Here is a 26,760-nt window from a genome sequence, read left to right on the forward strand (position 1 = left end):
AAAGGGAATGATATGTGCCTGAGCATGCCGACTGCGACTGCGCTCATCCAAGCCCTGCACACCCTCTGCGTTGTAACGGGCTACCCATTTGTAGCCCGTTTTTCGACTGATGCTGTGTGCCGCACACAGTTCGCGGAAGTTAAAGCGTCTCGACAGATAGTCGGCAATGAACATCACTTTAAGGTCCATAGGGTTCAGCTCTCGCCACGGCATGGTCAGCTCCTCGGAATCGACCCTGCCAGTTAAAAACTGTTACCTATGTGCTTGAACTTTTCTGTTACCTATGTGGGTGAGTCATACCGGCAAGCGTTTTTGGTTCCTTTTTAGGCGTTTGTAAAAAGGGACTCGCCGTAAGGGCGAAACCATAAGTGGCCGTTACCGCAGAAATGGATATGTACCCCGTCCAAAACAAGCAGCGAAACCACCGCCGCCATCGCAGGCAATCGAACGTCGACCAACCACTCCTACAGAGTCAGCGATCACCAGAAACAACAATGGCGCCACCCGGGCGCCATCGAAGTCAACGCAGAACAGCCGTCAGGCCTTGACCGGCTCCAGCGCCAGCTCAGCCGCCTCCGGCCGCTTCACCACCGCATACACCACCGCCGTCAACAGACTCCCCGCGACAATCGCCAGCAAATACAACAACGCATGATTGATCGCATTCGGAATCAACATCACAAACAACCCACCATGGGGCGCCATCAGCTTGCAGCCGAAATACATCGACAGCGCCCCGGTCAGCGCGCCGCCGGCGATGCTCGCCGGGATCACCCGCAACGGGTCCTTGGCGGCGAACGGAATCGCCCCTTCGGAGATAAAGCACAGCCCCAGCACCAGCGCCGCCTTGCCGGCTTCACGCTCGCTTTGGGCGAACTTGCGCCGGGCGATAAAGGTGGCGATGCCCAGGCCGATCGGCGGCACCATGCCGGCGGCCATGGTCGCCGCCATCGGTGCATAACTCTGCGACGCCAGCAGCCCCACGGAGAAGGCATAGGCCGCCTTGTTGATCGGCCCGCCGAGGTCGACGCACATCATGCCGCCGAGCAACACCCCCAGCAGGATCGCGTTGGTGGTGCCCATGCTGTCGAGGAAGTGGGTCAGGCCGGCGAGCATTCCCGCCACCGGCTTGCCGACCACGTAGATCATCACCAGGCCGGTGAACAGGCTGGCCAGCAACGGGATGATCAGGATCGGCTTCAAGGCATCCAGGCTCTGGGGCAAGCGCGCGTATTTACTGATGGCCTTGGCCGCATAGCCGGCGATGAAACCGGCAATGATCCCTCCGATAAAGCCCGCGCCCAGGGTGCTGGCGAGCATGCCGCCGATCATCCCCGGCGCCAGGCCCGGGCGGTCGGCGATGGAATAGGCGATGTAACCGGCCAGCAGCGGCACCATCAGCTTGAACGCGGTGTCGCCGCCGATCTGCATCAGCGCCGCGGCCAGGGTCCCCTCCTCCTTGAACGCGGTGATGCCGAAGACGAAGGACAAGGCAATCATCAAGCCCCCCGCCACCACCATCGGCAGCATGAACGACACACCGGTCAGCAGGTGCTTGTAGACCCCGGTTTTCTCTTGCTTGGCCGGCGCCGCGCCAGCGCCCGCCGCTGCCGATTCCACCTGGCCTTCGGCCAGGGCCTTGTTCAGGGTCGCCTCGGCTTGCTTGAGGGCGATGCCGGTGCCGCAGCGGTAAATCTTCTTGCCGGCGAAGCGCTCGGTGGGCACTTCGATGTCCGCGGCCAGCAGCACCACATCCGCCGCGGCGATGGCCTCGGCGCTCAACGGGTTGCGCGCGCCGACCGAGCCCTGGGTTTCCACTTGCAGCTCATAACCCAGGCGCTTGGCGGTCTGCTGCAAGGCCTCGGCCGCCATAAAGGTGTGGGCCACGCCGGTCGGGCAGGCGGTGACCGCCACCAGCCGGGGGGCGTTCTTGCTGGCCGACGCCGGCTCGGCCACGGCTTCGGCCGCGGCATACACCTGGGCCTCCTCGGCACCACGGCGCAGCACGCCGTCGACGTCCTGCAGGGCCACGGAGGGCGAACTCTGGAACACCCGCTTGCCGACGAAACGCGACATGTCCAAAGGCCCGGTGCTGACCACCAGCACCCACTCGGCCGCTTCGAGGGTGGCGGCCGACAACTGCCGTTCCGGGTGCGCCTCGTCATGCACTTCGACGCTGGTGCTCCAGCCCTGGCGCTGGGCCGCGGCGTCCAGCAACCGGGCGCACAGCACACTGGTGACCATGCCATTCGGGCAGGCGGTAACAATGGCTAACTTCATGACCAACCCTCTTATTGTTCTATGAGGGGATGAACGCGCACCCCCTGTTCAAGCTGTGCCAACTGCGCGGCATCGGTGATGCCGAAACCGATCTGGGTCACGGCCATAGCGGCGATGGCCGTGGCGGTGCGCAGGGTCTGTTCAAAAGCGTGGGCGCTGAGCAGGCCGTGGAGCATACCGGCCAGCAACGAGTCGCCAGCGCCGACGGTACTAGCCACGCTGACCTTGGGCGGCAACGCCTGCAGGGCCGGCGCGGCACTGAACCAGTTCACACCTTCGGCGCCATGGGAAATCACCACATGCTCGACGCCCTGGGCGTGCAGGCGCCTGGCGGCTGCGGCCTGGGTCGCCAGCGACAGCAGCGGGCTGCCCAGGGCTTCGGCCAGTTCCTCGGTGTTCGGCTTGACCAGCCAGGGTCCGGCGGCCAGGCCGGCACGCAGGGCTTCGCCGCTGGTGTCCAGCGCCACTTTCAGCCCCAGTGCCTTGAGACGGGTCAGCAAGGCTTGCAGCCATTGCGGGCTGACGCCGCGCGGCAGGCTGCCGGCCACCACCACCGCGTCATGCCCCGGGGCGATCTGTTCCAGGCGTTCGAGCAGCGCCTGTTGCGCCGCCGCGTCGACCTCCGGGCCGGGGCCGTTGAGATCGGTGATGCGCCCATCCTGTTCGGCCAGCTTGATGTTGCTGCGGGTTTCCCCGGGCACGCGAATAAAGGCGTCGACAAAACCGCGGCGGGCGAACAACGTCTCGAACGCCTGGGGATTGTCTGCACCCAGAAAGCCGCTGACGGTCAGCTGATGGCCAAGGTCGGCCAGCACCTGGGCCACGTTCACACCCTTGCCAGCGGCGTGAGTGTGCATGGCTTCGCTGCGGTTGACCTGCCCCGGTTCCAGGCGCGTCAGCTGGACGGTGAGGTCCAGCGCCGGGTTCAGGGTCAGGGTAAGAATCTTTGCCATTACATGGCCTCCACAAGGGCGCGCACATCGTTCGCGCTGCCGACGGCCAGGGCCTGTTCAGCAAGGGTTTGCGCCTGGGTCAGGCTGAGTTCGCGAATGCGTGCCTTGACCTCGGCGATGCTGCGTCCGGAGACGCTCAGTTCGTCCACACCCAGGCCGACCAGCACCGGCACCGCCAGCGGATCGGCCGCCAGCTCGCCGCACACGCCGACCCACTTGCCGTGGGCATGGGCCGCGCGCACGGTGATATCGATCAGTTGCAGCACCGCCGGGTGCAGGCCGTCGGCCTGGGCCGACAAGGTCGGGTGACCACGGTCGATGGCCAGGGTGTATTGGGTCAGGTCGTTGGTGCCGACGCTGAAGAAGTCCACTTCCTTGGCCAGCACCGGCGCCAGCAAGGCGGCGGACGGCACTTCGATCATGATCCCCAGTTGCAGGTCGGCCACCGGGATCTCCAGGCGCAGGCGCTCGGTCATGTCACGGGCGGCGCGCCATTCGTCGACGCTGCCGACCATGGGGAACATGATCCGCAGCGGGCGGTTGTCCGCCGAGCGCAACAGCGCGCGCAGCTGGGCTTCCATGATCTGCGGGCGTTGCAGGGTCAGGCGGATGCCGCGCACGCCGAGAAAGGGGTTTTCTTCCTTGGCGATCGGCCAGTACGGCAGCGGTTTGTCGCCGCCGACATCCAGGGTGCGCACCACCAGCGGCCGCCCGGCCAGGCCATCGAGCACGCGGCGGTATTCGGCTTCCTGGGTGGCTTCGTCCGGCGCTTGCGGGTGGGCCATGAAAATCAGTTCGGTACGCAGCAGGCCAATGCCTTCGGCGCCGTTGTCCACGGCGCTGGTCACCCCGGCGCTTTCACCGATATTGGCGAAGACCTCGACGTGATGGCCGTCGGTGGTGTGCGCCAGTTGATGGCGCTGTTCGGCGGCGGCCTTGAGCCGTTGCTCGCGGGTATCACGCTCTTCGGTGGCCCGTTGCAGGGTGCCGGCATCGGCGTCCACATGCAGGCGACCGCGCTGGCCATCGAGCAGCAGCGGCGTGCCCGGCTTGAGCAGCAGCACGCCAGCCCCGGCGCCGACCAGCGCCGGAATCCCCAGGGCGCGGGCGACGATCGCGCTGTGGGCGGTGGCGCCGCCACGGGCAGTAAGAATGCCGGCCACCCGCGCCGGATCGAGGCGCGCCACGTCCGACGGGCCGACCTCATCCATCACCAGGATGTAGGGTTCGTCCGGCTCGACCGGGGTCTGCACTCCGCACAGCTGGGCCAGCACCCGGCGGCCGATGTCCCGCAGGTCGGCGGCGCGTTCGGCCAGCAGCGCATCGTGCAAGGCTTCCTGTTGCCGGGCGGCGGCTTCGATCACCGTCATCCAGGCCGCTGCGGCGCTTTCGCCCTGCTTGAGGCGGGTGTCGACTTCGTCGGTCAGTTCCGGGTCGTCGAGCATTTCCTGGTGGGTCACGAAAATCTCGCGAATCGCCTTGGCCTTGCTGCGCTGGATCAGGCCGTCGATGTCCTGGCGTACCTCGGCCAGGGCCTGTTGCAGACGCTCGCGCTCGCTGGCGGTGGATTCGCCGCGCAACGGGTAATCGAAAGGCTGGATCACCTGGATATGCGCCGGGCCGATGGCGATGCCGGGCGCCGCCGGGATGGCCTGGACCAGGCTGCCGGAAGCCGGCGCGCTGATGGGCACCTCGATTTCTTCCGGCACGTCCTGGGGCACGCTGGCTTGCGCCACCGGCTCGACTTCCTCCCCCAGCCCTTCGGCGATGGCCGCCAGCAAGGCTGGCAGGGCGTCGGCGGCGATGTTCGGTTCGGCGATCAGCTCCAGGGTCTGGCCACGGCGGGCGCCGAGGCTCAGCAGCTTGCTCAGGCTCTTCACCGAGACGGCGGAGCCCGGTGTGTCGAGGATGCGCACGCGGATCTCACCCTCGAAGCTTTTTGCCAACTGCGCCAGGATCTTCGCCGGGCGCGCATGCAAGCCGTGGGCGTTGGCCAGCACGATGCGCGCGCTCGGCCAGTCGGCCGGCAGTTCGCCGCCCAGCACTTCAAGCACCGCACGGCTGCTGGTGGCCCGGCCCAGTTCATGGCCACGGCCTTCGATCAGCAGCGCGCACAGACGCTCAAGCAGGGCCTGGTGGGCCTCGCCCAGGCTGGCCAGGCAGAACAGCCCGGCCAGGGGTTGGCCGAGGTAACGAATCGGTTTGTCCGGGGTGACGAAGGCCAGGCCCGGGCGCTTGACGGTCTGCTCGCTGTGCAGCCACCACAGGCCATCGCCCAGGGGCAGCGCCTCGACCTGTTGCAGCACGGCGGCAAAACCGTTGCTGACGCAGTCGGCCTGGCGCAACAGACGGGCGCCGCGCCATACCAGTTCTTCGAAATCTTCGGCGGCCACGCCCAGGCCGATCATCTGCGCATCCAGCGCCAGCTCCTGTGGCGCGCCTTGCAGCAGTTTCAGCAGGGCTTCGGGCGAGCTGGCGCGACGCAGGGCCTGGCCCAGGTCGGTTTCGCCGAGGGCGCGGGTCAAGAGTTGCAGCAGGCGCAGGTGTTCGTCGGATTTGGCGGCGATGCCGATCGCCAGGTAGACGATCTGGCCATCGCCCCAGTCCACGCCCTCGGGAAATTGCAGCAGGCGCACGCCAGTGGCGAACACCTGGTCGCGGGTTTCCGGGGTGCCGTGGGGAATGGCAATACCTTGACCGAGAAAAGTCGAGCCCTGGGCTTCGCGGGCCTGCAGGCCCGCCAGGTAACCTTCGGCGACCAGGCCGTCGGCCACCAGTTTGTCGGCGAGCAGGTGCAGTGCGGCGGACTTATCCACAGCCGACTGGCCCATGGATATCTGCTCAATAGTGAGCTCGAGCATGCTTTCTCCTATTTAGCGCTGGGGCGCTAGGTATTGTTTTGAGTGAATCAGCCAGGCGGCGTTAATGCCACAAACGGGACCGTCGGCTTGGCAAGGCCCTGTTTCCGTTTGCTTATATTCCTAGAAAATACGCGTGCTGAAACGTTTAATCTACAATGACGGGCACGTTACTCGATAATCAATCATCCTTGAAGTCCTACCTGTCGGTTGCACGTTCCGACATTGGTCGCCTGCCCATATCGGTTAGGATTGGCGAAAATGTCGGGGCAAGCTCCAGAAAACAAGGAAAACCCGGGTTGAAACTCAGCGATATCGCCAGACTGGCCGGTGTGTCCGTCACCACCGCCAGCTACGTCATCAACGGCAAGGCCGAACAGCAACGCATCAGCAACGCGACCGTCGAACGGGTCCGGGCGGTGGTCGAGGAGCATGGCTTCACGCCCAACCCTCAAGCCGCCGGGCTACGCAGTCGGCGGACCCGGACCCTGGGTTTCATCCTGCCGGACCTGGAAAACCCCAGTTACGCGCGCATTGCCAAGTTGCTCGAGCAAGGTGCCCGCGCCCGTGGCTACCAGCTGCTGATCGCCAGCTCCGACGATGCCCCGGACAGCGAGCGGCAGTTGCTGCAACTGTTCCGCGCGCGCCGCTGCGATGCGCTGTTCGTCGCCAGTTGCCTGCCGCCGGAGGATGACACCTATCGTCTGTTGCAGGCCCAGGGCCTACCGATCATCGCCATCGACCGGGTGATGGAACCGGAGTTTTTCTGCTCGGTGATCAGCGACGACCAGCAAGCCAGCCTGCAACTGACCCGCAGTCTGCTGCAGCCCCAGCCGCGGCAGATCGCCCTGATCGGCGCCCGCCCCGAGCTGGGCATCAGCCGCGAACGCGCCGCCGGCTTCAAACAGGCGCTGGAAGGTTTCGACGGCCAGGTGCTGATCGAACAGGGCGAAGCCTTCAGCCGCGACTGCGGGCGCCAGTTGATGGTAGCGCTGCTGGAGCGCCTGGGCCATCTGCCGGATGCCCTGGTGACCACCTCCTATGTGTTGCTGCAAGGGGTGTTCGACGCGCTGCACGACTTCCCGCTCAAGTCGCGGCCGCTGCGCCTGGGCACCTTCGGTGATACCCAGTTGCTGGACTTTTTGCCGCTGCCGGTCAATGCCATGGCCCAGCAGCACCAGCTGATCGCCGACAAGGCCCTGCAACTGGCCCTGGCCGCCATTGAAGAAGCCCATTACCAACCCGGCGTCAACGCCATCGCCCGGACCTTCAAGCAGCGCATTCACGAGGCTTGAACGTGGAACTGATCGACAGCCACACCCATCTGGATTTTCCGGATTTCGACGCGGATCGTCAGGCGCTGCTGGCGGCCAGCCGCGCCCTCGGCGTGCGGCGGATGGTGGTGCTGGGGGTTTATCAGCGCAATTGGCAGCGGCTCTGGGAGCTGGTGCAGAGCGATGCCGACCTGCACGCCGCCTTCGGCCTGCACCCGGTCTATCTCGACGAGCACAGCCCGGCCGACCTGGTTGAGCTGGGCGACTGGCTGAGCCGCCTGGCGGGCCATCCGCAGCTGTGCGCGGTGGGTGAGTTCGGCCTGGATTATTTTCTCGAGCAGCTGGATCGCCAGCGCCAGCAGCAACTGTTCGAAGCGCAACTGCAACTGGCCGCGGACTTCCAACTGCCGGCCCTGCTCCATGTACGGCGCAGCCATGCCGCGGTGATTGCCACCCTCAAGCGCTTCAAGCTCAAGCGCGCCGGCATCATCCACGCCTTCGCCGGCAGCCGCGAGGAAGCCCGCGAGTACCTCAAGCTGGGGTTCAAACTGGGCTTGGGGGGCGCCGCAACCTGGCCGCAGGCCCTGCGCCTGCGCAAGGTCATCGCCGACTTGCCGCTGGACGCGGTGGTGCTGGAAACCGACTCGCCGGACATGGCGCCGGCCATGTACCCCGGCCAACGCAACAGCCCGCAACACCTGCCGGAGATCTGCGCGGCCCTGGCCGAGATCATGGCCGTCAGCCCCGAACAGCTGGCGGCGGCCAGTACCGCCAACGCCTGCGCGCTGTTCGGCTGGCCGCACAACGCCTGAATCAGACCCGGAAGGCGCTGATCAACTGCTTCAGCTGCACCACCTGCGCGGACAGCTGGCGGCTGGCGTTTTCAGTTTGGTACGCACCTTCGGCGGTGCGCTCGCCGGCGCGGTTGATCTCGACGATGTTCTGATCGATGTCGTGGGCCACCGCGGTCTGCTGCTCCACCGCCGCGGCGATCTGCTGGTTCTGGTCGACGATCATGCCCACCGCGCCGAGGATGTTCTCCAGCGCCTGCTGGACCTTTTCCGACTGCCCGACCGTGCCATTGGCCATTTCATGGCTGATGCCCATGGCCTTGACCGCAGCCCCCACGCCGCCGTGGAGCTTGACGATCATCTGCTCGATTTCCTCGGTCGATTGCTGGGTACGCTTGGCCAGGGTCCGCACTTCGTCGGCCACCACCGCGAAGCCCCGGCCCTGCTCACCAGCGCGGGCCGCTTCGATGGCAGCGTTGAGGGCCAGCAGGTTGGTCTGCTCGGCGATGCTCTTGATGACTTCCAGCACCCGGCTGATGGCCTGGCTGTCGCTGGCCAGCTGATTGATCACCAGCACCGACTGGTCGATCTCGCTGGCCAACCGGGCAATGCTGCCTTGCTGGGATTCCACCAGCCCGCGCCCGCTGATGGTCTCGTCGTTGACGCTGTGGGCGCTGCTGACCGCCGCCGCGGCGCTGCGCGCGACTTCCTGGGACGTGGCGGACATCTGGTTCATCGCCGTCGCCACCTGCTCGATCTGGCTGCGCTGCCCAGCCACCGCCTGGTTGCTCTGGGCCGACACGGCTTCCACCTGCCCGGCCTGGTGCTCGACTTCGCCGACGGTCTTGCCCACCCGCTCGATCAGGTCATGGATCTTCGCCACGGTGCCGTTGAACACAGTGCCCAGTTCCCCCAGCTCATCGCGGCTCTGGGCATCGAAGGTGACGGTCATGTCGCCGGCCGCCACCTTGTCCATCATCGCGCCCAGGCGCTTGAGGGTGGTGCGGGTCGAGACGTAGAACGCGCCGTAGAGATAGAAGATCAGCAGGAACACCGCCGCCAGCGCCGCCACCAGCAGCAACATGTGTGTGCGGTTCTGCCCCAGCCGCTGCTGCAGCTCTTCGCCGAGGAACTTCAGGGTCGCCTCGTTGAGCTGGTAGGTCTGCGCCATCAGCCCGCTGACCTGCTCATAAAAGCCCTGCCAGGGCGCATCCAGGGTATCGGCCATCACCACCTGCTCTTCGAACAGCTCGCTGGCTTGCTTGAGGCTGCCCTTGCTGGCGCTGGCCTGGGCATTCAGCGCGCCCTGGGCGGCCTTGCTCGAGCCCAGCGCATCCTGCAGTTTCAGGCCGTATTCGGCTTGGAGTTTTTCGATCTGCACCAGCAACTCGTCGAAACGGGTGCTGGCGGATGAGTTGAGAAAGCCCTGGCCCAGGGAATACGAGCCCATCGCCCGGCCTTCGCCAAGAACCTGCGTGACCTGCGGCGTGACGCTGGTCAGCAGTTCGCTCAACTGCCGCACATCGCTCTGGGTATCGCGGCTCAGGCCGGACTGGCTGGCGATGATCTGGCTGAAAATCTGCGCACTGCCCAGGAGCTTGCCGATCAGCGCGCTTTTGCTTTGCAGCGAGCTTTCCGCCTGTTGCGCCTTGAAGGCGGCGATCATTTCATCGCGTTTGCCGTCGAATACGCCGATCTGCTCGGGGTCCACGGTGACCGCGGCCAGGCTCTGCAAGCGTTCGAGCACGGACTTTTCCAGGGCAACGATCTTGCTCTCGATATCCCCGGCCTTGCCGGACTGCCCCAGGGTCGCGTTGATCTGCACCAGGTTGTTCAGGGTTTCCAGGTCACGGCGCAGGGTCAGGCTGCTGCCCAGCAGGTCCAGGCTCTGCAGCTCGACCTGGGTGCCCTGGAATTCACGGTAGGAATCGCGCACCAGATAAAAGTTGGTGACCAGCATCGGCAGGAAAAACAGCACGCTGATCAGGCTGAACTTCATGCCGAAGCTCAGGCGGTTCATCAGGGCAATGGCGGGATAGAGCAAGCTCTTCACAAGAAGTCTCCCTTTTTGCTTTTATTTTTATTGGCAGGTACGCGAAGACGGCAGATAGCCACTATTTGGCGCTGCTTCTGTATAGCTCAAATCGGCAAGAGGGTTTGTAACTTAAGGTTAACCGCGGGGACGGCGGACGGATGGAAGGCTTCAGTTGCGCTGGCGAGACCGCGGCTCGCCAGCGCTCAGTCGCTGCTTGTCGTCAGGGCAGCACGGTCCACAGGGCGAAACCGGCGTACCAGAGCACCGCGGCCCGCAGCAACAGCTCCCAGATCCGGTCCAGGCTGACAATGCCGTCCGGCCCGGTGAGCGGCGCGGGGATTTCCGCGGCGACCAGGCCGACCTTTTCCACCAACTGCGCGGCGCTGATGTTCCAATTCAGCAGTTCGTGGAGCATTACGCGGCTGACCGCGACGAAGTTGCCCACCAGGGCGAAACTGGCCGCCAGCAGGCGTACCGGCAACCAGTCGAAGGCATGCCGCAGCTGCCCGGCGCGCTCGGCGACCGCCGGGTTCTTGCTGTGCTCGGCGGCCAGCGCCAGCAGGCGATAGCTCAATGCGGCCACCGGGCCCAGCAGGAAGTACCAGAAGATCACCGCGAAAAAGCTCTGGTAGGCCTGCCACAGCAGATGCCCCTGAACCCGCTCGAGCAACTGCTCGCCACTGTCGGCGCAGATATCCAGATCGCGCTTGGCGACATGCGCCGCGGCTTGCAGGTCTTCACGGCGCCAGGCATCGCGGAACGGTCCGAGTTCCCCCAGCAGGTCGCCCCGCCCCAGGCTGTAGATCACCACCAGCAGATGCACCGGCAACGCCAGCAGGCCGTAGGCCAGCGGCTCCAGGACCAGCAACAGCAACCCCAGCAGCACTGCCGGCAACAGCACCAGCAGCGCCAGCACCCACCAGGGATGCTTGGCCAGACGCGGGCTGGCCTCCTGCCCAAGCAATTGGCGCAGCCACGGCTCGTCATGCTGAACGCGCTGGCGCAAGGCCGAGAACTTCTCGATCCAGACCGCCAGCAACAACACCAGAAAACTCATTGTCCTTCCCCTTCGTTCAGGGCCGCGCGATAGCGTACCCAGTCGAATCCGGGCCCCGGATCGGTCTTGCGCCCCGGAGCGATATCGCTGTGCCCACAAATCCGCTGTGGGGTGATGGCCTTGAAGGCCTGCCGCAACTGCCGGGTCAAGGCAATCAGCGCGTCGTACTGGGCATCGGTGAATGGCAGCTCGTCGGTGCCTTCCAGTTCGATCCCCAGGGAAAAATCATTGCAGCTTTCGCGCCCGTCGAACCACGACACGCCAGCGTGCCAGGCGCGGTCCAGACAGGAGACAAACTGAGTCACGGTTCCGTCACGTTCGATCAAAAAATGCGCGGACACGCGCAGGTCGGCGATCCCGGCAAAATAGGGGTGCTCTGTGGCATCGAGACGGTTCTGGAAGAATTCCTGCACTTTGCCCGTCGCGAACTGGGCCGGCGGCAGGCTGATGTTGTGGATCACCAGCAGGGAAATTTCATCCGCGGGGCGTGCGTTGAAATTGGGTGACGGGCAATGGCGAACGCCGTGACACCAGCCGCTTGCGGGGTCCAACTGCATACCGATTCCTTCAACGAAGCCTGTGACGGCTCAGTATGCCGCGTTCCACGCCCAGGTTGCGATCACTTGCCGCGATTGAGTCGCTGCAAACTGCCGATCACCGATTCCAGCGCCCGGTCGAACAGCAAGGTGTCGTCCAGCTCACGCACGGCCCCGCGCTGAAACTCCAGGGCCAGGCCGACCCGGGTGCGCTCCAGGACCTTCATGCCGGTGCGGTTGACGAAGATGTACTTGTCGCCGGGTTGCACGATGGCCGCCAGCTTGCAGCGCACGCTGTTGTCCTCGTCCTCGAGGAATTCGACCCAGGCCCCCAGCCGCAGCTGTTCGACCCGCAGCAACCCGGGATCGTTGGCCGCCAGCGCCAGGGGCGCGGCCTCCAGCGGGCCCTCTTCGGCACAGGGCAGGGTGATTTGCTCCTCGACCGCGACCATCGCTGGCTGCTCGTCCGCCACGCCCGGCCGATGCTGCCCGGCGTTCTGAGCAAAGTGCTCGAACGCCTGCAGGTGCAAGGCTTCCAACTGGCTGAAGAACTCGCTGGTGGCGAATGGATCGAACGCCGCGCTGTTCAAGCCGTCGCGCAGCGCCTTGAGCAGGTCGGGCACCAGCGCCAGCAACTGCATGGCGGCATCCGGATCGGTGTGACGCTGCACGCTCCAGATCAGTTGCTCCATGGTCTGCAGCCCTTGGCGCCATTCGCTGGACTGCTCGCCATGCTTGAGACAGGCCAGCAGCAAGACCTTGCTCCAGGCCTGTTGCACGAACTCGACGACCGTCAGCGGCAGGACCTTGCCCAGCAACTCCTCGTTCAACGCCTGCTCGACGCGACGGCGCGCCAGTTCAGCCTTGGCCCGGCCCTCTTCGGCGTCACGGGTGCGCTGTTCCAGCAGCTCGCTGCGGCGCCGCTCGTCACTGGTGAAGGCGAGAAACTCGGCGAGCAGCTCGGAAAAGATCGCCGGGTCGTCGACGAAGTCACTCAACAACCGCTGCACCACCTGCTCGATACGCAGGTACAGGCTGTCGCGCTGATAATCGTCGCAACTGCCCCAGCCCATGGCCGCCGCGGCGATTTCATTGAGCAGGCGGCGGGCGGGATGGCTGCTGCGGCTGAAGAAACTCTTGTCCAGCACCGCGACCTTGAGCATGGGGATCTGCAAGCGGCCGATCAGGGTCTTCAAGGACTCCGGCAGGTTGCGATCGGCCAGGATGAATTTGAAGAGCATGGCCACCAGGTTGATCACATCCTCGTCGGCCACTCCGACCACCCGCGACTTGCCGCTCTTTACGCTGACCCGGGTCAACAGCTGTTCCAGCTGGTTGCGCAGGTCGAAATCGTCCTGGGCGCTGGCCGGCACGTAGTGCTGCAGGTGAGACAGCAGGCGCAGCAGGTCACGGGTGGAAATGGGCTGGGTTTCGGCGCTCGCCTCGAGGGTCGGCACCACGCTGCCACGGACATGCAACAGCAGCTCCTGCAAGGCGGCGAACACTTGCTGAACGCTTTCGTCCATCTGCGCCACGCCGGGCTCCGGCGTGGCCTGGATACTCGCGGCCGCCTGGTCGATAGACCGGCGCGCCGGCGCGGGCTTGAGCTCCGGCAACACGCCCGTGGCGGCCAACAGCTGATTGGCTTCGGCGTACAGCTGGTCGGCTTCGCTGAGCACATAACGTTCGAACAGTTTGAGAACGATCAGCTTGACCTTGATCTCCACCCCCAGGCTGCGCCCGGACTCGAGGAAATACTCGCAGAGCATGGCCGGGCCCAAGGGGTTGCTGCGGTCATCCAGGTGCTTGCCCAGCAGCGCGCTCAGGCGCGCGGTGAGCTGGCCAAGGGCAAAACCGTCGCGGTTGCCCGCCTTGGCGACCATCGCCTCGAGGGCCACGGTGCGCTCCAGGTCATCCTGGCAGGTGTCAGCGGGTGGGACGTAGGCGACGGCCTGGGCGATCGCCGGCGCGGGGTCGTACTGGACCAGGTCGACAAAGGCCTCGAAGAGTTTTTCCAGGAAGCCGCGCTCGATGCTTTTGCGTTTCAGGCGCAGGTCGCGCATGGCTTCGAAAAAGGTGTTCTGGTCGACATTGTTCTGGGCCCGGTCGGCCATCTCGAACAAGGTGTCGTCGGCGTTATCGAACAGTTCCTGCAGGCCATGGCGCAGTTGCTGGGCGGCCTTGTCACGGACCTGAAGCAGAATCACAGGCAGGCGGGCGAGTGGCGAAGCGGTCGCCTGATCCGTAGCGGCCTTGTGCAAAGGCACTACATTCCCGTCGTTGTGCATCCAAGCCTCCTGAAAGGTTTTTCTCTGCCGCGCAAGAAAAGGTCGGTCGACGCTCACAGTCGAGTCCCAGCGGGCATCGATACGCACCGCTGCATTTCAAATAGTGGGGAGCCAGGCAAACGTCAAAGCTATGACGTCAATTAGAAGTCGGATTATCTGGCAAAAGCCCCTTCTTGTGCCAGCAGACTCTGCGCGGGCTTTGAAATAGTGCTCATATAGCGACCGCCCTTTCTCGCAAACGGCTCATGCCAGGCGACCAAATGCAGGTACTGGAGGGGCGCCGCCTTGGGTTCGCTTGCGCCATGGCCCTATAATCGGGCCACTTTGTTTGTGGAGCCCGCTATGCCGAATCTACGCCTCGCCGACCTGACCGCCGAAATCGAAGCCAACGTGCGCCGTGCGTTGCTGGAAGACATCGGCAGCGGCGATATCACCGCGCAACTGATCCCGGCCGAACGCCTGGCCAAAGCCACCATCATTACCCGCGAAGCGGCGATCATCAGTGGCACGGCCTGGGTCGACGCGGTGTTCCGCCAGCTCGACCCGCGGGTCGCCGTGCATTGGCAGGTGCGTGACGGCGAGCGCGTCAGCCCCAACCAGGCCCTGTTCCACCTCGAAGGTCCGGCCCGTTCGCTGCTCAGCGGCGAACGCTGCGCCCTGAACTTCCTGCAGTTGCTATCCGGCGTGGCCACCCGCGCGCAGTACTACGCCGACTTCGTCGCCGATACCCAGGTCAAGTTGCTGGATACCCGTAAGACCCTGCCAGGGCTGCGCCTGGCGCAGAAGTACGCGGTGACCTGTGGTGGCTGCCACAACCACCGCATCGGCCTTTACGACGCCTTCCTGATCAAGGAAAACCATATTGCCGCGTGCGGCGGTATCGCCCAGGCGATTAGCGCCGCCCACAAGATCGCCCCGGGCAAGCCGGTGGAAGTCGAAGTGGAAAGCCTGGAAGAACTCAAGGAAGCCCTGGCGGCGGGCGCGGACATCATCATGCTCGACGAGTTGAGCCTGGACGACATGCGTGAAGCGGTTCGCCTGAATGCCGGCAAAGCCAAGCTGGAAGCCAGCGGCGGGATCAATGAAAGCACCTTGCGCCCGATCGCCGAGACCGGCGTCGATTACATTTCGATCGGGGCGATGACCAAGGATGTGAAGGCGGTCGACCTGTCGATGCGCTTGAGCCTCTGATTTTCAAAAGCTTTGCGCAGTACCCCAAAGAAAAACGCCAGCCCCTGAAAGGCTGGCGTTTTTGCATCAGTCGTCGATTTCGTTGAGTTCCAGGTAGTCCTGAAGGTCCATGCCCAGGGCCTCAGCGACTTCCTGGTGGACCTCCAGCCGCATGGCCTTGAGTTCCTCGGGCGACTCGGCGATCAATTCCAGCACAAGCTCCCACGGCTCGATGCCGCGCGACTCCGCTTCGTCCTCGAACGCCCACAGGGCCTGTTGCTTCTGCTCCTGCGGGCTCAGGGCGCTGATTTCTTCCTGCAAGGAAGGCGTGGCAGCCAGGTACTTTTCAAGGGCTACGTCAATTCTGGCTTCTTTAGGAATCATCTCGTTCTCTCTGATCATGGGAATGGAAGATGGATCTGGATCGTTGGGATCTCTTTGCCGCAAAAAAACGCTGTGAAAGCCGATTTATCTGGCCGTGAACCATTCGGGATCATCTGAAAACCATTCAGACAGGCTGCGAATATAGGGCCTTTGTCTGCGGATGCATATGAATCCTTACAGCGCACCGACAAAAAACCTGTCCGTTCGCTCAAGGCACTTTCACGAAAAATACGTTGTTACATTCCTCTCCCCGAGCCGCCTTCTTGCCCCTGGAACAAGAAGGCAGGAACGCAGTCATAGCGATGTGCCATATCGGCACTTCACAAGGAAACCCAGTGATGTTCAGCCGCACTCAGCGTTCGTCCGCCTTCCTCGCCACCAGCCTCTCCACCCTGATCCTCAGCAGCCTGTCACTCCCCGCCCAGGCCGTCGAATTCAATTCCAGCAGCGCCTCGTACTCGGACAGGATCTCGGCCCTGCACCAGGAAGTAGACCTCAAGTACACCGTCCGCCCCAGCGGCTTCACCGTGGACGACCTGCAAAAGCTGCAGGATGGCCTCAAGAGCAGCAGCGTCGAGCTGGAAAAGCTCAAGGACGTCGTCAACAGCCAGGCGCGCCTGATCGAAGAGCTCAAACGCAACACCGGCAGCAGCTCCAGCTCCACTGCCAGCGAGGTGAGCAACCTCAAGAAAACCACCGGCGAGCAAGCCAATCAGCTGAAGAAACTGGAAACCCAGCTTGAAGAGTTCAAGCGCAACAGCGGCACAAGCTCCAGTTCGAGCGCCAGTGAAGTGAACAGCCTCAAGCGCGTTACCAGCGACCAGGCCAGCGAACTGGACAAGCTCGGCAAACAGATCGAGGAGCTCAAGCGTGGCAGCAGTTCAAGCTCCAGCTCGAACTCCAGCGAGCTGAACAGCCTCAAGAGCACGGTCAGTAGCCAGGCCAGTGAATTGGACAAGCTCGGCAAGCAGATCGAGGAGCTCAAGCGTGGCAACAGCTCAAGCTCCAGTTCGAGCTCCAGCGAGCTGAATAGCCTAAAGAGCACGGTCAGCACACAAGCCAGCACCCTGGATAAGCTGGCGAGTCAGATCGATGACCTCAAGCGCGGCAGCAGCTCAAGCTCCAGTTCGAGCTCCAGCGAGCTGTCTAACCTCAAGAGCACAGTCAGCAGCCAGGCCAGCACCCTGGACAAGCTGGCGAATCAGATCGATGACCTCAAGCGTGGCAGCAGCTCAAGCTCCAGTTCGAGCTCCAGCGAGCTGTCCAGCCTCAAGAGCGAGGTCAGCAATCAGGGCCAGAATCTGGACCAACTCAAACGCAGCCTCGAGGATCTGAGAAGCAAGGTGAAGTGATTCAAGGCCAATAAACACGACAAAGCCCGCTCGATGCGGGCTTTGTTGTTTATACGTCTTGAACTGCCAACTGGTGCCGAGACAGGAGTGAAACTCAACTCACCAAACCCATCTAAAACTCTACACAAAACCAGTACAGGGAAGAAAAAGGTACTCAATAAGGCACTCACCCCTCTTGCGCCCCACCAGCCGCCCACCTGCTTGAGCCTGCAACCCCAAATCTTCAGCGCCCCCCCTCTCGCCTACCCTGGTCTCAAAATGCTACTGGAGGCCCACCCCCCCAGCGGCATACCACCACCCCATATTTCGCAGTGCGAAATGAAAAGTCGAGCGATCCACTAACTCTCAAGCGCTAAATACTTACGTGCTTCGTCCTGTACGTGAACAACCTGTCCGCAGGTGCTATTGCTGCCGTCGACTCCAAACTCCAGCAGCTTCCTGCCTACGTCGGCTACTTGCCGTGCACTTACTCAAGCGCAGCCAAAACCTTCACCTCGCTGAACCTGATGAATTATGTGATCAAGCATGGCGGCACAGTCATCATGGGGCACGAAGATGATCGACCGAACACGCAGGATTTCAACCTCCACCAGCATGACTACGTGACACAGGGTTTCCGACTCAGGAGCATTCAGTCGATCTACTTCGGCACATTCCTCTCATACAAGCCTGAACGCCTGCTGCTCGATCTCACCGACGACGACCTGGAGATCGCGGTAAGGGCCATGTCGCCTGCTGTAGCACCGCTGGCAGAGTTCACGGTCCTCATTGAGGATGCCAAGTTCGAAAAGTACCTTCAGACCACGAAGCTAGGAAAACTGCAAAAGGCCGGCCTGGCAGAACTGACCAAGGCCGAGCTTGAGACCGCAATCCGAAGCAAGCTGCGGATGAACTACCTGTACAACCTCGAGTGGGTGAGCCAACCGACCCACCAGCTCAGCAAATTCAACATCCTGCTTGAGTTCCCGCGAGTTGGCGGCCACCCGGAACGTGTAGTTGTGGCCCTGGAGTACCGCCCGGTCGACCGCATCCTTCGCCTTGTCACCATTACCCGCACGTCATTGGCATTCACATAGCTGGGAGCCGCTCAGCGAGGTGTGATGCCCTTTCGCATATGATTGGTGTTCCCAGCATGGGCGCAGTCTTGTGGGTGAAAGTCCCGCCGTGAGCTGACCACAGCGAACGAAGTGAAGCGTAACTGCATGAGGGCGAACGAGTGTGGGGAGGAAGTGTGAATTCGGCGGTTGTGCGGTGAAGGATCAAACACCGCACATCGAAAAAAACAGGCATCCGGACAAGGCCTAATATTCGCAATTCGCCTCTGGAACTATTTTTCGGGCAACCAGCGCTGACTTAACGGCGTATCATCGCGCGCTCCAGAATTCAATGCTTGCAAGCGCGCCTCATAAGCAGTCCTGACCGGCTCCGGGACACCAAGTACCGGGGGCTGCAATGACACCAATGGTTGGACTCCTTTGTCCATCATTTCGCCTGCTACTTTGTCAATAAAACGCTGACGATCAAGGTGACGCAAACCAACTACTTCATCGATAAACCCACTGGCTTCAGCGTTACCTATATTCGGGTATCTATCTGCAATGCCTGCGCGGAGCATGGTGCGATTGTCGGTGGTAAAGTTATTTTCGCCATTGGCCACATAAGCTGGCATCAGTCCCGACAATGCTGCAGCCGAGGCCTTGACCGTGCCTAACTGTGGCGACACGATGACAGATGCCACCTCGGTCAAGGTTTGATTTTCCACCTCTGCGGCGACCCCGCGCAGGTTGCCCTTTTTTTCGTCAGTTTGTTGCTGAAAGTAGTCGCGGGCCGCCAAATAATCTTCTACTTGATTCTGCAATACCTGCTTGTCGGGCGATTGAGCGCTATCAACTTGCCAAGTTTGCAGATGTGCCTGGACCTGCTTCGATGTCGCACCCTCTAACAACATTTGCGACAACTCTTCTGCCTGTTTGCCTGGAAACCTGGTCATTTCCTCAAATATGCGGTCTAGAGCATGATCCTTGTAGCTATGCTGAACATTACCAGCCAACTGGGCAACCGCCGCCCCAACAATAATCAAGCCGTTATCGCTATTGGAGCCGCGACTTTGTAAGCCTATTACTGTCTTGTAGGGCTGGTCGCTATAGACTTGATCGTAGTCATATACAGGCTCCAGATGATCAAGAAGACTACCTAGCATGGCTCCAGCACTACCCTGCTTATGAATATCTTGACCCAAGGCATAAACGTAATAATCCGCCTCCAGGTTTTTTTTGGGTTCTTGGGAACCTTGTCCTGGCGAACTGTAATTCAGTCGCAATGCCGACTCGTCCCCTTGTTTGATTGGATATATATCTAGCGCATCCACTTTATGCAAGGCGCGTTGAGCCAACGCTGGTGCAAACTTTAGGTGGTTTCCATCTAGCAGCAGCGGATTGGTACTGCGGGTAAACCAAAGCACATTTGCCCCAAGCTTTCCGGCGCGTTCAACTGCATCAATACCAGCATTTGGTCCATGTACCACCACTGTTTTTCCAGCAAACCTCTGCGGAGAGGCATCACTCGCCCGCATAAACTCATCCAGGTCCAACACCTTGCCACGCAAGGCTTCCTGATCATGCAATTTGATGTTGTCCAGTCGTTTTTCTGCTTGAGTGTATGGTGTAGCACTGTTCCAGATACTGGTATGAGGCCCGCCACCAGCCCCCAATACAACCTGCCGACTGTCCAGAGCCTGACCATTGTCCAACTGGATTCGGAAGCAGTTGTCATCCAGTCGTGTAATGCTCGTCACCAGCGCCTCCAGATGCTCTGCGCCCAACCCTATTGCTCGTATCAACTGTTGTTGGTTGCCTGCAGCGAATTCACTACGGTCAGCATAACTGGGGTCATATGCCGGTACCTGCTGCCCCCATTGACTGACGAGTTCGGTTGGCTGATTGAGATAGCCCTGACCACGAACGTTCGGCGACCAAGAGTCCTCCTTGCCGACAATACTGACTTTTCCTGAAAGTGGTGAAGTTACTCCGTCTTCTGTAAAGCGACCATTAAGTTCATTCAGCAGATAGGCCACACTACTACCTACTCCTATGAACGTCAGTTCGCGTACTCGATGCGGGTCCAGTGACGTATTGGTGTTGCTTATAGCCTGACTGGCTGCGAGCGGGGCCTGTTCTGTAGTGCCAGAGCCTGTTACAGCGGGTTGCATGTAATGCAAATTTTGTCCAATAAGTATTGTGGTTATCCTCTCTAAAAAGTATCCAGAAAGTTCCCGGAGTCCAACATGAGCTTGCGATACCCGCTCTTGTTTACGCTACTATAGAATTCTTCTGGTCAAATTTTCCTGTGCATTGGCCGCAACTCGCGGCGAGTATGTATGAACACGCCCTGTATATTGTTTGCTGCATGAAAACATTGTACAGCGTGGCAGAGTGATCCAGAGTCTGCACTTCTACCTTGAAGTGAAGCACTGGTTCACTGCATATTTGCAACCTCAAACTATTAGGATGTTTGATGAACATGGCTCAGCTCCGTGGAAAGCACCGCTGCTGAGGCTGCTTCAGCCTAAACAACGCCCAATGGCCATGTCTTTCAAAAAACGCGCAAATTTTTTCAAAACGGAAAACCTGGATTAGGCGCGCTGAAGGGAGGGAGTGAATCTAAGTGTGCATAGTTATATGTGTCGCTGACTAAAGCGCCGATAGGGTGTCGGAGCGGGTCAGGTCAACCCCTGAAGGATGCGACCTTTTTGCCGGAGGGATCACTGATCGTCCTCTGGATTGCGCAGCGGCCGTAGCTCACCTCGGGCGACCTCTTCCGGTACCGCGAAGGAGTACCGTCCTAACATATTGATGTGCTCGAAGATCAGCGGCGACAGCCGAGCCAGATCCTCGTCCTGCACCGGATAGCCGTGCTGCCTTAGCCGTTCTACGGCGGCCGTCATGTAGAGGGTGTTCCACAGCACGATGATGTTTACCACCAAGCCCAAGGCGCCGAGTTGATCCTCCTGACCTTCTCGGTAGCGCTGGCGAAGCTCGCCGCGTTTGCCATGGAACACGGCGCGGGCCAGGCTGTGCCGACCTTCGCCGCGATTCAGTTGGGTCAGGGTGGCCCGGCGCTTGGATTCATCATCGATGTAGGTCAGCGTGTGCAACGTTTTCTCAATCCGCCCGAACTCAGCCAGTGCCTGAGCCAAGCGGGTCGGACGATCCCCCGTTTGCAGCGTGCGCATGATGCCTGTCGCTGGTACTCGGCCGAGCTTGAGCGACCCCGCCAGGCGCAACAAGTCATCCCAGTGCTCGGCGATCAGGTCAAGTTTGACCGACTGACGGGCAAGTCCGTTGAGCTTGCCGTAATCCGCCTCTGGGCGCGTGCGCCAGAAGCGGGTGCCGCCGACATCAGCCAGGCGCGGACAGAAGTGATAGCCGAGCAGACGGAACAACCCGAACACCACATCGCTGTAGGCACCGGTATCGGTCATGATTTGTGTTGGCTGCAATTCGGTCTGTTGTTCCAGCACAACCGCTAGCAGTACCAGGCTGTCGCGCAAAGTGCCGGGCACCGTGATAGCGTTCAGGCCAGAGAACTGATCAGAAATCAGGTTGTACCAGGTGACGCCCCGGCCGGTACCGAAGTACTTCGGGTTGGGGCCGGCATGCACGGTGCGCACCGGTACGACAAAACGCATGCCATCGGCTGAGGCCACCTCGCCGCCGCCCCAAACCTGAGCCAGTTCCAGTTGGCTTTGAGCAGCCACCAAAATGGCATTGGCTGCTGACAGGGTGTCGTCGCGGAGATAGTTCTGACTGACCCAGGACAGCCGGTCACGGCGCAGCGCTTGGTTATCATTGCGGATCAATGGTTCCAGACCGGTGTTACAGGCCCCGCCCAGAAGCACTGCACACAGGCTCGTCACCAGGCTATCGGCCCGCGCATTGCGTTCGGACACATGGGTGAAGGCCTCAGCGAAGCCGGTACGGGCGGCGATTTCCAAAAGGATTTCCGGCAGATCGACACGCGGCATCAAGTCGGCGACAGCCGCACGTAATTGCAGCAGCGAGTTAGGCTCCTCCAGCTTGTCGAGCGCTCCGAGGGACAGTTCGGTTTTACCATCAGCGTTCTCGCTCAACTGAATGGCCGGGTTGTCGGGCAGTCGGGCGGCGACCGCCTGCCACGTTGCATCCAGCTCGACAGACAAGGCGTCCAAGGTGGTTTTGGCATCGATGGTCAGGCCCAGCGAGCGGCAGATGATCGGCCGCGCCGTCAGCCATTCAGCACCATCGAGCAGGCCGATACGCGGGTCGGCATAGCGCCAACTGGGTGAAACAAAGACATCGCGCCGGCGTAAGGCCGTGCGCAGTGCATCAAGCGTACAGAACACATAGGCCCCCATGTCGAGGGAGCCACCTTCGCGGGTGATGTGCTGTTGCCAAGCCTTGGCCACGATCTCCTGCGGAGCATCATCTTCCGGTTTTCTACGAGGTAGGTTCAGTTGCAACCAGTCCAGACTAGCCGCCACGCCCTTGCCAGCCGGGCTGAAGCCGAAGCAAATATGCTTCAATAGGTCGGGAAGGAAACGGCGCACGCTGCGATAGCGCTGCTCCAGGGCGAGGTAATACACATCGTTGGCCGGACGGATCAACGCGGTGACCTCTTCGAGGGCTTTCTCCAGCGTGATACGTGGCAGGTCGTTGAACAGCCAGGCACGGACGTTGTCATCGCTAATCGAGCTATCCAGCAGCACCTTGCATGCGGCGGCGAGCGTTGCCGCCGAGCGATCCAGGTCTTTTAGACTACGCAACCGAGCTTTCTTGTCGGCCCTCTCTGCGTTGCTGAACAGGTCGCGCAGCAAGGCTTCCAGAACTTCCAGGGCGTCGTCATGCGCAGTCGCCTCCAGACAAAGCGCGAACGCCACCAGCGTCGCCATCCGTCGCGACGCCGGCAGCCGGTTGATCGCTGTGACCTTGGCCGTGTTGGCAAAGCGTGCCAGAGCCGCGATACGGCTGGGTGGGATATGCGCCGCTGCGGGCAAGACGATGCCGATGCCGCACACGTCATCGAGTCGTCGCAGCGCCCGGACCAGCGCGGGACCACTGATCATTACCGGGCCGGAGCGCAATTGATCCAGCCGGGAGCTACGGTTGCCTTCGGCCACTACCAGCAAATCTTGCAGATGCTGTCTCTGTTCCTCGGTCACGCTGCGGCCCAAGGTGAGCCAGAGGCGTTCTTCGACCCGGCTACGCAGTTGGGCGATAAACCGCTCCAGTACGGTTACGCCTGGCAGTAAAACCTTATGCGTCAGCAACCAGGTCGTCGCCCGATTGAAAAGCTCGCCAGGACGATCTGTCCCTGTCCAGCAGAGCGCATACAGCCAGCGGGCAAGTCGAAAGCCGACGATGGAGTCAGCAAACACCCGATAACCATAACGCTCCTGAATCTTGCCGGCATGACGTTGACGTTGGCGGGTTTCGGCATAGGCCAAGATGCAAGTTGGATCATTGATGCCGAGCTGACGGCTGAGCGCTTGCAGCACCTCATCCGGAATGACTGAAAAATCTTCAGGGAAGGTTCCCAGGTAGCGGACGCTGGTCAGTTGCGTGGCGTAGCCGAGACGGTTGTGTTCGCCGCGTAAAGGCAGGAGGGCTTTGTGGTCGTCGTCGCTCAGGTGGAAGTAGCGTTCCAGCTCTTCGCGGCTAGGAGGATCGACATAGCGACCAAAGCCGTCGCGCTGCTCCTGAGTCAGAAAACCAACCGGCATCGATCACAGTACCTCGGCGCAGAACACCGTGGGGGTGACAATCCGCGTGCGTTCGATATGCCCACGCTGCAAGAGGCCTGCGCGGCGATCACCGGTTACCAGGTAGTCCGCATTTCCTGCCAATGCCATGGCCAGCAGAAAGGAGTCATCCGGATCATCGGCTTCAACCTCAATGATCAACCGTTCCAATACCACAGCACGTTGTAGGTTATTGATCATAGCCCCCACTTCGGCAAGCTGCAGGATGGACTGAAGCTTGGGGTAACGACTGGCACGACGAATCTCATCGAGCTGTGCCCTTGAGGTCACTACCTCGAAGCGAGCCGAACGCCAGGCCCGATAGATTGCATCGGGAGCCCCGTGCGGTGAGATCAGCGCACTGAACAGGATGTTGGTATCCAATACGACCCGCATCAGCGCTTACGTGCCCAGTCGAGCGCTTCCTCAGCCGCGGGGCGAGCAGCGCAATGTCGTGTCGCCGGCAGAGTCGGACGTTGAACGGGTTGCCACCGTTACGTTGCGTTTGGCGGTGGAGAACGACAGCAAGTTCGTGCGTGGTCGGAAGAGGGCCAAGGAGAACATTGAGCGCTATTGCCTGGAGCCATTGGGCGTGAAGCGCCTGGAGTCGGGAAACTATGAACTGACAGTTCCCTATCAGAGCGACGAGGAATTGGATAAGGCGGTGCATGACCTGCTGAGCGAGATCAGTCAGGAAGCCGAGATGCGCAACTGCTTTATCGGGGCGGATGCCTGGGAAGAAGGTACTCAACGACGCTGGTAGGGCTTAAGTGCACTTTCTGTTCCGTTGCTCCCCAAACCCCATGCTCATACAGATGGCTGACGGCCTTGTTCTCTAGCCATCATGGGCTGGGGCTGAATGTCCGACTACGACCTGGCCGGACGGGGGATGGAGCCTCTTGTTCGGCTGTATTGAGGCTCCTTTCTTTCCCGCGGTGTCGGTCATCATCAAAGGCCTCACCTGCATATTCGGCCTCCAGCTGCTGCTCTGTTTTCCTTGAGTAACTCGCTTCTTCCTCATCGATGCTGGCGGCTCGGGCCTTCATTTGTGCGAGCTCATTCGCCAAGGCTGGGTCTTTGAATGTGACCCGCAGCCCCGACTTGAGCACCACATCGAGCACCTGAGACCGGAACTCGGGAGTGCCATGTATATCGAGCGCACTCCCAAACTTCTGTACGGCAAGCCGCAGACCAGCTTCAACTGATCGAGCAGACTCATCCAGCACCTCCACAAACTGACCACCATCGAGCAGGATCGCTAGCGCCTTCTCGTGGTCTGCGTAGTACGTAACATCTCCACGCTGATTCACGGTGAAGTGAACAGCTGGCAAAAGCGCCGGCATAGAGGCCATCAGCTCCTGCCCTGCACCGAAGCCGTTACTAGATGGCGTGCTCTTACCGGGGGAGGCCAGCCGCCGCAGCTCTGTCAGTGCGCTCGTATTCCAATCGCTAGCCAGCACTACCAGGAACCGCTTGTAGCCATCGTGTCCTGGTGCTCTGTGCTTCTCGCGTAGAACCTGACGCTCCAGGGCTATCTCACGATAGAGCTGCGCATCGGCCATGACCTTGTGCATGCTGGCCAGCGAGTAAGCCGCTTTTCGCTCACTAGGTTTCTTGTCCAGGTCAGCCTTTATCAGCTGGCGATCGAAGAGATAGGCCGACTTAATATGAGCGCGGCGCTTCACCTCGTCAGCCCTCTGTGAAGCCCAGTCTGCCTCTCTTGCTTGTGTTCGAGCCGGCCAGGTCTGACGGTAGGACGCCCATAAACTGCCGCTAATCCGGGCTCTCGGCATCGCAGAAGCACTAGCGATCTGTTGTTCGTACACATCACGCAGAATGGCCGCAGCCTCTGGCCAAGGCAGATGGAGCTCCTTGGTGAGAAAGTCGGAAACGTTCAGGTTCCGGCTGCCACATTGCATGCGATCGCCGCCACCGAGCCCTCTCTTGATGGGGTATTTGTCAGGTAGCACTCCGTGCGTATGGCTGAGATGGGCCAGTAGTTGCGTGGCGTCGAGGTTGAGCTTGATCGTCTTGTGCTCATAGAAACTATGCAGCCATTGCGCAAGCGGCTTTCCATGCAGCGCTTGGCGAACAGACCAATCCACATCAGTGAACTGGTCGCCAAGGAAAAATACGCGAAGCATTGGATTCAGTCGAATGACATAACACCGAGTTCCATGGTCGCGGTAGACCTCGTGAATCAAGCTCCCCTCGTACGAATGGTCGCCTACTCGTACCTGCAAGGCGGTCGCCTTCATTCTGCTCAGGTGCCTATCAAGAATCGTGCGGTTCTTTCCTGAATCGGTTTTACCGAGCTCCTTAAGGAGTCGATAGGCCGTCACCCGGCACTCCGCCCCCAACTCCTGAGCCCGAGCCATGTGCAGCACGGTTTCCCATACATCCAAATCACCCTGATCGAGAAGGGCTCCTGTGTAAAAAATACTGATCCCGCCCTGGGCATGAATCTCCACTCGCTCCAAGTATGGGCGGTGTCCCTTGCTGATTGCGCCAAATAACGCTGAACGAAGGGCAACGTTTGGTACACGCCGAACAGAGTCTGGCCAATGGGGTAATAAACAATGCAGCTGCGAGTCTAGATTTGACTCTAATTTGAGTTGCCGCGTGAGTGAGGGCTGAGACCGCTCCTCAAGCATAGCAAGCTGTCGAGACAAACTCGGCATTTCAGCTACTGTGCTGAGGAGTTGATTTTGTCGGCAATCCAGACATGAACTCGCTCAGCAGGCCAGGCCACAGAGTTCGCGCCGAGCGAAATAGCCGCAGGAAACTCTCCCGCCTGAATCAGTCGATATATCTGTGATTTGCTTAGCCCCACCAGGGCGCAGACAGCGGGAAGGCGTAGTAGTGCTGGCGAGACAGATTGAGTAGCCATCTGGTCGGGTCTCCTTGGAACCGGATTGGATGGCCATGGATTGAATGGCACGTCATGCGAGGTGGTCTTGGCATTTGCAACTTTTTCAAGGAAATGCCAAAAAAACGCCCCCCTATG

At 61.2% G+C, this 26,760-nt stretch carries 20 protein-coding genes; 6 read left to right on the forward strand and 14 right to left on the reverse strand.

All coding sequences use genetic code 11. The features are described from left to right. The 4 genes from CRO75_RS23875 to ptsP all read right to left on the reverse strand — a co-directional run. Nucleotides 1-213, reverse strand: a 213-nt coding sequence (locus tag CRO75_RS23875; protein WP_139217379.1) for a helix-turn-helix domain-containing protein, incomplete at its 3' end; no start/stop codon positions are given. 324 nt (nt 214-537) lie between these two features. Next, nucleotides 538-2,280, reverse strand: coding sequence for a PTS fructose-like transporter subunit IIB (locus CRO75_RS23880; protein ID WP_097138621.1), 1,743 nt, complete (start codon nt 2,278-2,280; stop codon nt 538-540). 11 nt (nt 2,281-2,291) lie between these two features. After that, nucleotides 2,292-3,233: a 1-phosphofructokinase gene (gene pfkB, locus CRO75_RS23885; RefSeq protein ID WP_097138623.1), complete on the reverse strand. Its 942-nt coding sequence runs from the start codon at nt 3,231-3,233 to the stop codon at nt 2,292-2,294. Beyond that, nucleotides 3,233-6,094 carry a phosphoenolpyruvate--protein phosphotransferase gene (gene ptsP / locus CRO75_RS23890; RefSeq protein WP_097138624.1) on the reverse strand — a complete coding sequence of 954 codons (2,862 nt, stop codon included), beginning with the start codon at nt 6,092-6,094 and terminating at the stop codon, nt 3,233-3,235. The genes pfkB and ptsP overlap by 1 nt, the downstream gene beginning before the upstream one ends. Nucleotides 6,095-6,390: 296 nt before the next feature. Between ptsP and cra the strand changes: the two genes are divergently transcribed. Next, a complete protein-coding gene (gene cra / locus CRO75_RS23895) occupies nt 6,391-7,386 on the forward strand; it encodes a catabolite repressor/activator (RefSeq protein ID WP_009042138.1) in 996 nt (331 codons plus the stop codon). 2 nt (nt 7,387-7,388) lie between these two features. Then, nucleotides 7,389-8,177, forward strand: coding sequence for a TatD family hydrolase (locus CRO75_RS23900; RefSeq protein ID WP_097138627.1), 789 nt, complete (start codon nt 7,389-7,391; stop codon nt 8,175-8,177). 1 nt (nt 8,178) lies between these two features. Here the strand turns inward: CRO75_RS23900 and CRO75_RS23905 are convergent, their stop codons facing one another. The 4 genes from CRO75_RS23905 to CRO75_RS23920 form a co-directional block, all read right to left on the reverse strand. Further along, nucleotides 8,179-10,209, reverse strand: coding sequence for a methyl-accepting chemotaxis protein (locus CRO75_RS23905; RefSeq protein WP_097138629.1), 2,031 nt, complete (start codon nt 10,207-10,209; stop codon nt 8,179-8,181). A gap of 202 nt (nt 10,210-10,411) precedes the next feature. Beyond that, a complete protein-coding gene (ampE, locus tag CRO75_RS23910) occupies nt 10,412-11,248 on the reverse strand; it encodes a regulatory signaling modulator protein AmpE (protein WP_097138631.1) in 837 nt (278 codons plus the stop codon). Beyond that, complete coding sequence (ampD, locus tag CRO75_RS23915; protein WP_097138633.1) at nt 11,245-11,805, reverse strand: 1,6-anhydro-N-acetylmuramyl-L-alanine amidase AmpD; 561 nt, start codon at nt 11,803-11,805, stop codon at nt 11,245-11,247. The genes ampE and ampD overlap by 4 nt, the downstream gene beginning before the upstream one ends. A gap of 62 nt (nt 11,806-11,867) precedes the next feature. Beyond that, nucleotides 11,868-14,072 carry a DUF1631 domain-containing protein gene (locus tag CRO75_RS23920; RefSeq protein WP_097138635.1) on the reverse strand — a complete coding sequence of 735 codons (2,205 nt, stop codon included), beginning with the start codon at nt 14,070-14,072 and terminating at the stop codon, nt 11,868-11,870. A gap of 342 nt (nt 14,073-14,414) precedes the next feature. On the opposite strand from CRO75_RS23920, the gene nadC reads away from it, so the two are divergent. After that, a complete protein-coding gene (gene nadC / locus CRO75_RS23925) occupies nt 14,415-15,263 on the forward strand; it encodes a carboxylating nicotinate-nucleotide diphosphorylase (RefSeq protein WP_009046940.1) in 849 nt (282 codons plus the stop codon). A 66-nt stretch (nt 15,264-15,329) separates the two neighbouring features. Here the strand turns inward: nadC and CRO75_RS23930 are convergent, their stop codons facing one another. Continuing rightward, entirely contained in the window at nt 15,330-15,626 is a 297-nt protein-coding gene (locus tag CRO75_RS23930) for a DUF6388 family protein (protein ID WP_177409783.1), read from the reverse strand. Between the two features lie 338 nt (nt 15,627-15,964). Here CRO75_RS23930 and CRO75_RS23935 point away from each other — a divergent pair, with 338 nt between their 5' ends. Continuing rightward, the gene (locus CRO75_RS23935; protein ID WP_097138639.1) at nt 15,965-16,978 is read left to right on the forward strand and encodes a hypothetical protein; all 1,014 of its coding nucleotides are present in this window, start codon (nt 15,965-15,967) and stop codon (nt 16,976-16,978) included. 380 nt (nt 16,979-17,358) lie between these two features. Then, on the forward strand, nt 17,359-18,054 hold the full coding sequence (locus CRO75_RS23940; protein WP_177409784.1) for a hypothetical protein: 696 nt from the start codon (nt 17,359-17,361) through the stop codon (nt 18,052-18,054). Between the two features lie 251 nt (nt 18,055-18,305). Here the strand turns inward: CRO75_RS23940 and CRO75_RS23945 are convergent, their stop codons facing one another. The 3 genes from CRO75_RS23945 to CRO75_RS23955 form a co-directional block, all read right to left on the reverse strand. Continuing rightward, nucleotides 18,306-20,051 (reverse strand): restriction endonuclease, encoded by a 1,746-nt coding sequence (locus CRO75_RS23945; RefSeq protein WP_275657185.1) that lies wholly within the window; start codon nt 20,049-20,051, stop codon nt 18,306-18,308. A 687-nt stretch (nt 20,052-20,738) separates the two neighbouring features. After that, nucleotides 20,739-23,735, reverse strand: coding sequence for a Tn3 family transposase (locus CRO75_RS23950; RefSeq protein ID WP_097138641.1), 2,997 nt, complete (start codon nt 23,733-23,735; stop codon nt 20,739-20,741). A gap of 3 nt (nt 23,736-23,738) precedes the next feature. Beyond that, nucleotides 23,739-24,149: a putative toxin-antitoxin system toxin component, PIN family gene (locus CRO75_RS23955; protein WP_097138643.1), complete on the reverse strand. Its 411-nt coding sequence runs from the start codon at nt 24,147-24,149 to the stop codon at nt 23,739-23,741. Here CRO75_RS23955 and CRO75_RS23960 point away from each other — a divergent pair. Beyond that, the gene (locus CRO75_RS23960; RefSeq protein ID WP_239990632.1) at nt 24,124-24,516 is read left to right on the forward strand and encodes a hypothetical protein; all 393 of its coding nucleotides are present in this window, start codon (nt 24,124-24,126) and stop codon (nt 24,514-24,516) included. The two genes, CRO75_RS23955 and CRO75_RS23960, sit on opposite strands and share 26 nt — an antisense overlap. Nucleotides 24,517-24,595: 79 nt before the next feature. On the opposite strand, the gene trfA is transcribed toward CRO75_RS23960, so the two are convergent. Next, nucleotides 24,596-26,434, reverse strand: coding sequence for a plasmid replication initiator TrfA (gene trfA / locus CRO75_RS23965; RefSeq protein WP_097138647.1), 1,839 nt, complete (start codon nt 26,432-26,434; stop codon nt 24,596-24,598). 5 nt (nt 26,435-26,439) lie between these two features. Then, nucleotides 26,440-26,643, reverse strand: a complete 204-nt coding sequence (locus CRO75_RS23970; RefSeq protein WP_097138650.1) for an AlpA family phage regulatory protein — start codon at nt 26,641-26,643, stop codon at nt 26,440-26,442. Nucleotides 26,644-26,760: the final 117 nt, after the last annotated feature.

The sequence above is a fragment of the Pseudomonas sp. LAMO17WK12:I10 genome (genome assembly GCF_900215185.1).
GTDB classification, from domain to species: Bacteria; Pseudomonadota; Gammaproteobacteria; order Pseudomonadales; family Pseudomonadaceae; genus Aquipseudomonas; species Aquipseudomonas chlororaphis.

What these genes read in the sequence shown, in the direction of transcription:
- CRO75_RS23950 (WP_097138641.1), bottom strand. Translation starts at nt 23,735, where the DNA reads ATGCCGGTTGGTTTTCTGACTCAGGAGCAGCGCGACGGCTTTGGTCGC.
- ampE (WP_097138631.1), bottom strand. Translation starts at nt 11,248, where the DNA reads ATGAGTTTTCTGGTGTTGTTGCTGGCGGTCTGGATCGAGAAGTTCTCG.
- CRO75_RS23880 (WP_097138621.1), bottom strand. Translation starts at nt 2,280, where the DNA reads ATGAAGTTAGCCATTGTTACCGCCTGCCCGAATGGCATGGTCACCAGT.
- CRO75_RS23930 (WP_177409783.1), bottom strand. Translation starts at nt 15,626, where the DNA reads ATGATTCCTAAAGAAGCCAGAATTGACGTAGCCCTTGAAAAGTACCTG.
- ptsP (WP_097138624.1), bottom strand. Translation starts at nt 6,094, where the DNA reads ATGCTCGAGCTCACTATTGAGCAGATATCCATGGGCCAGTCGGCTGTG.
- CRO75_RS23955 (WP_097138643.1), bottom strand. Translation starts at nt 24,149, where the DNA reads ATGCGGGTCGTATTGGATACCAACATCCTGTTCAGTGCGCTGATCTCA.
- CRO75_RS23935 (WP_097138639.1), top strand. Translation starts at nt 15,965, where the DNA reads ATGTTCAGCCGCACTCAGCGTTCGTCCGCCTTCCTCGCCACCAGCCTC.
- ampD (WP_097138633.1), bottom strand. Translation starts at nt 11,805, where the DNA reads ATGCAGTTGGACCCCGCAAGCGGCTGGTGTCACGGCGTTCGCCATTGC.
- CRO75_RS23920 (WP_097138635.1), bottom strand. Translation starts at nt 14,072, where the DNA reads ATGCACAACGACGGGAATGTAGTGCCTTTGCACAAGGCCGCTACGGAT.
- trfA (WP_097138647.1), bottom strand. Translation starts at nt 26,434, where the DNA reads ATGCCGAGTTTGTCTCGACAGCTTGCTATGCTTGAGGAGCGGTCTCAG.
- nadC (WP_009046940.1), top strand. Translation starts at nt 14,415, where the DNA reads ATGCCGAATCTACGCCTCGCCGACCTGACCGCCGAAATCGAAGCCAAC.
- CRO75_RS23960 (WP_239990632.1), top strand. Translation starts at nt 24,124, where the DNA reads ATGTTGGTATCCAATACGACCCGCATCAGCGCTTACGTGCCCAGTCGA.
- CRO75_RS23970 (WP_097138650.1), bottom strand. Translation starts at nt 26,643, where the DNA reads ATGGCTACTCAATCTGTCTCGCCAGCACTACTACGCCTTCCCGCTGTC.
- pfkB (WP_097138623.1), bottom strand. Translation starts at nt 3,233, where the DNA reads ATGGCAAAGATTCTTACCCTGACCCTGAACCCGGCGCTGGACCTCACC.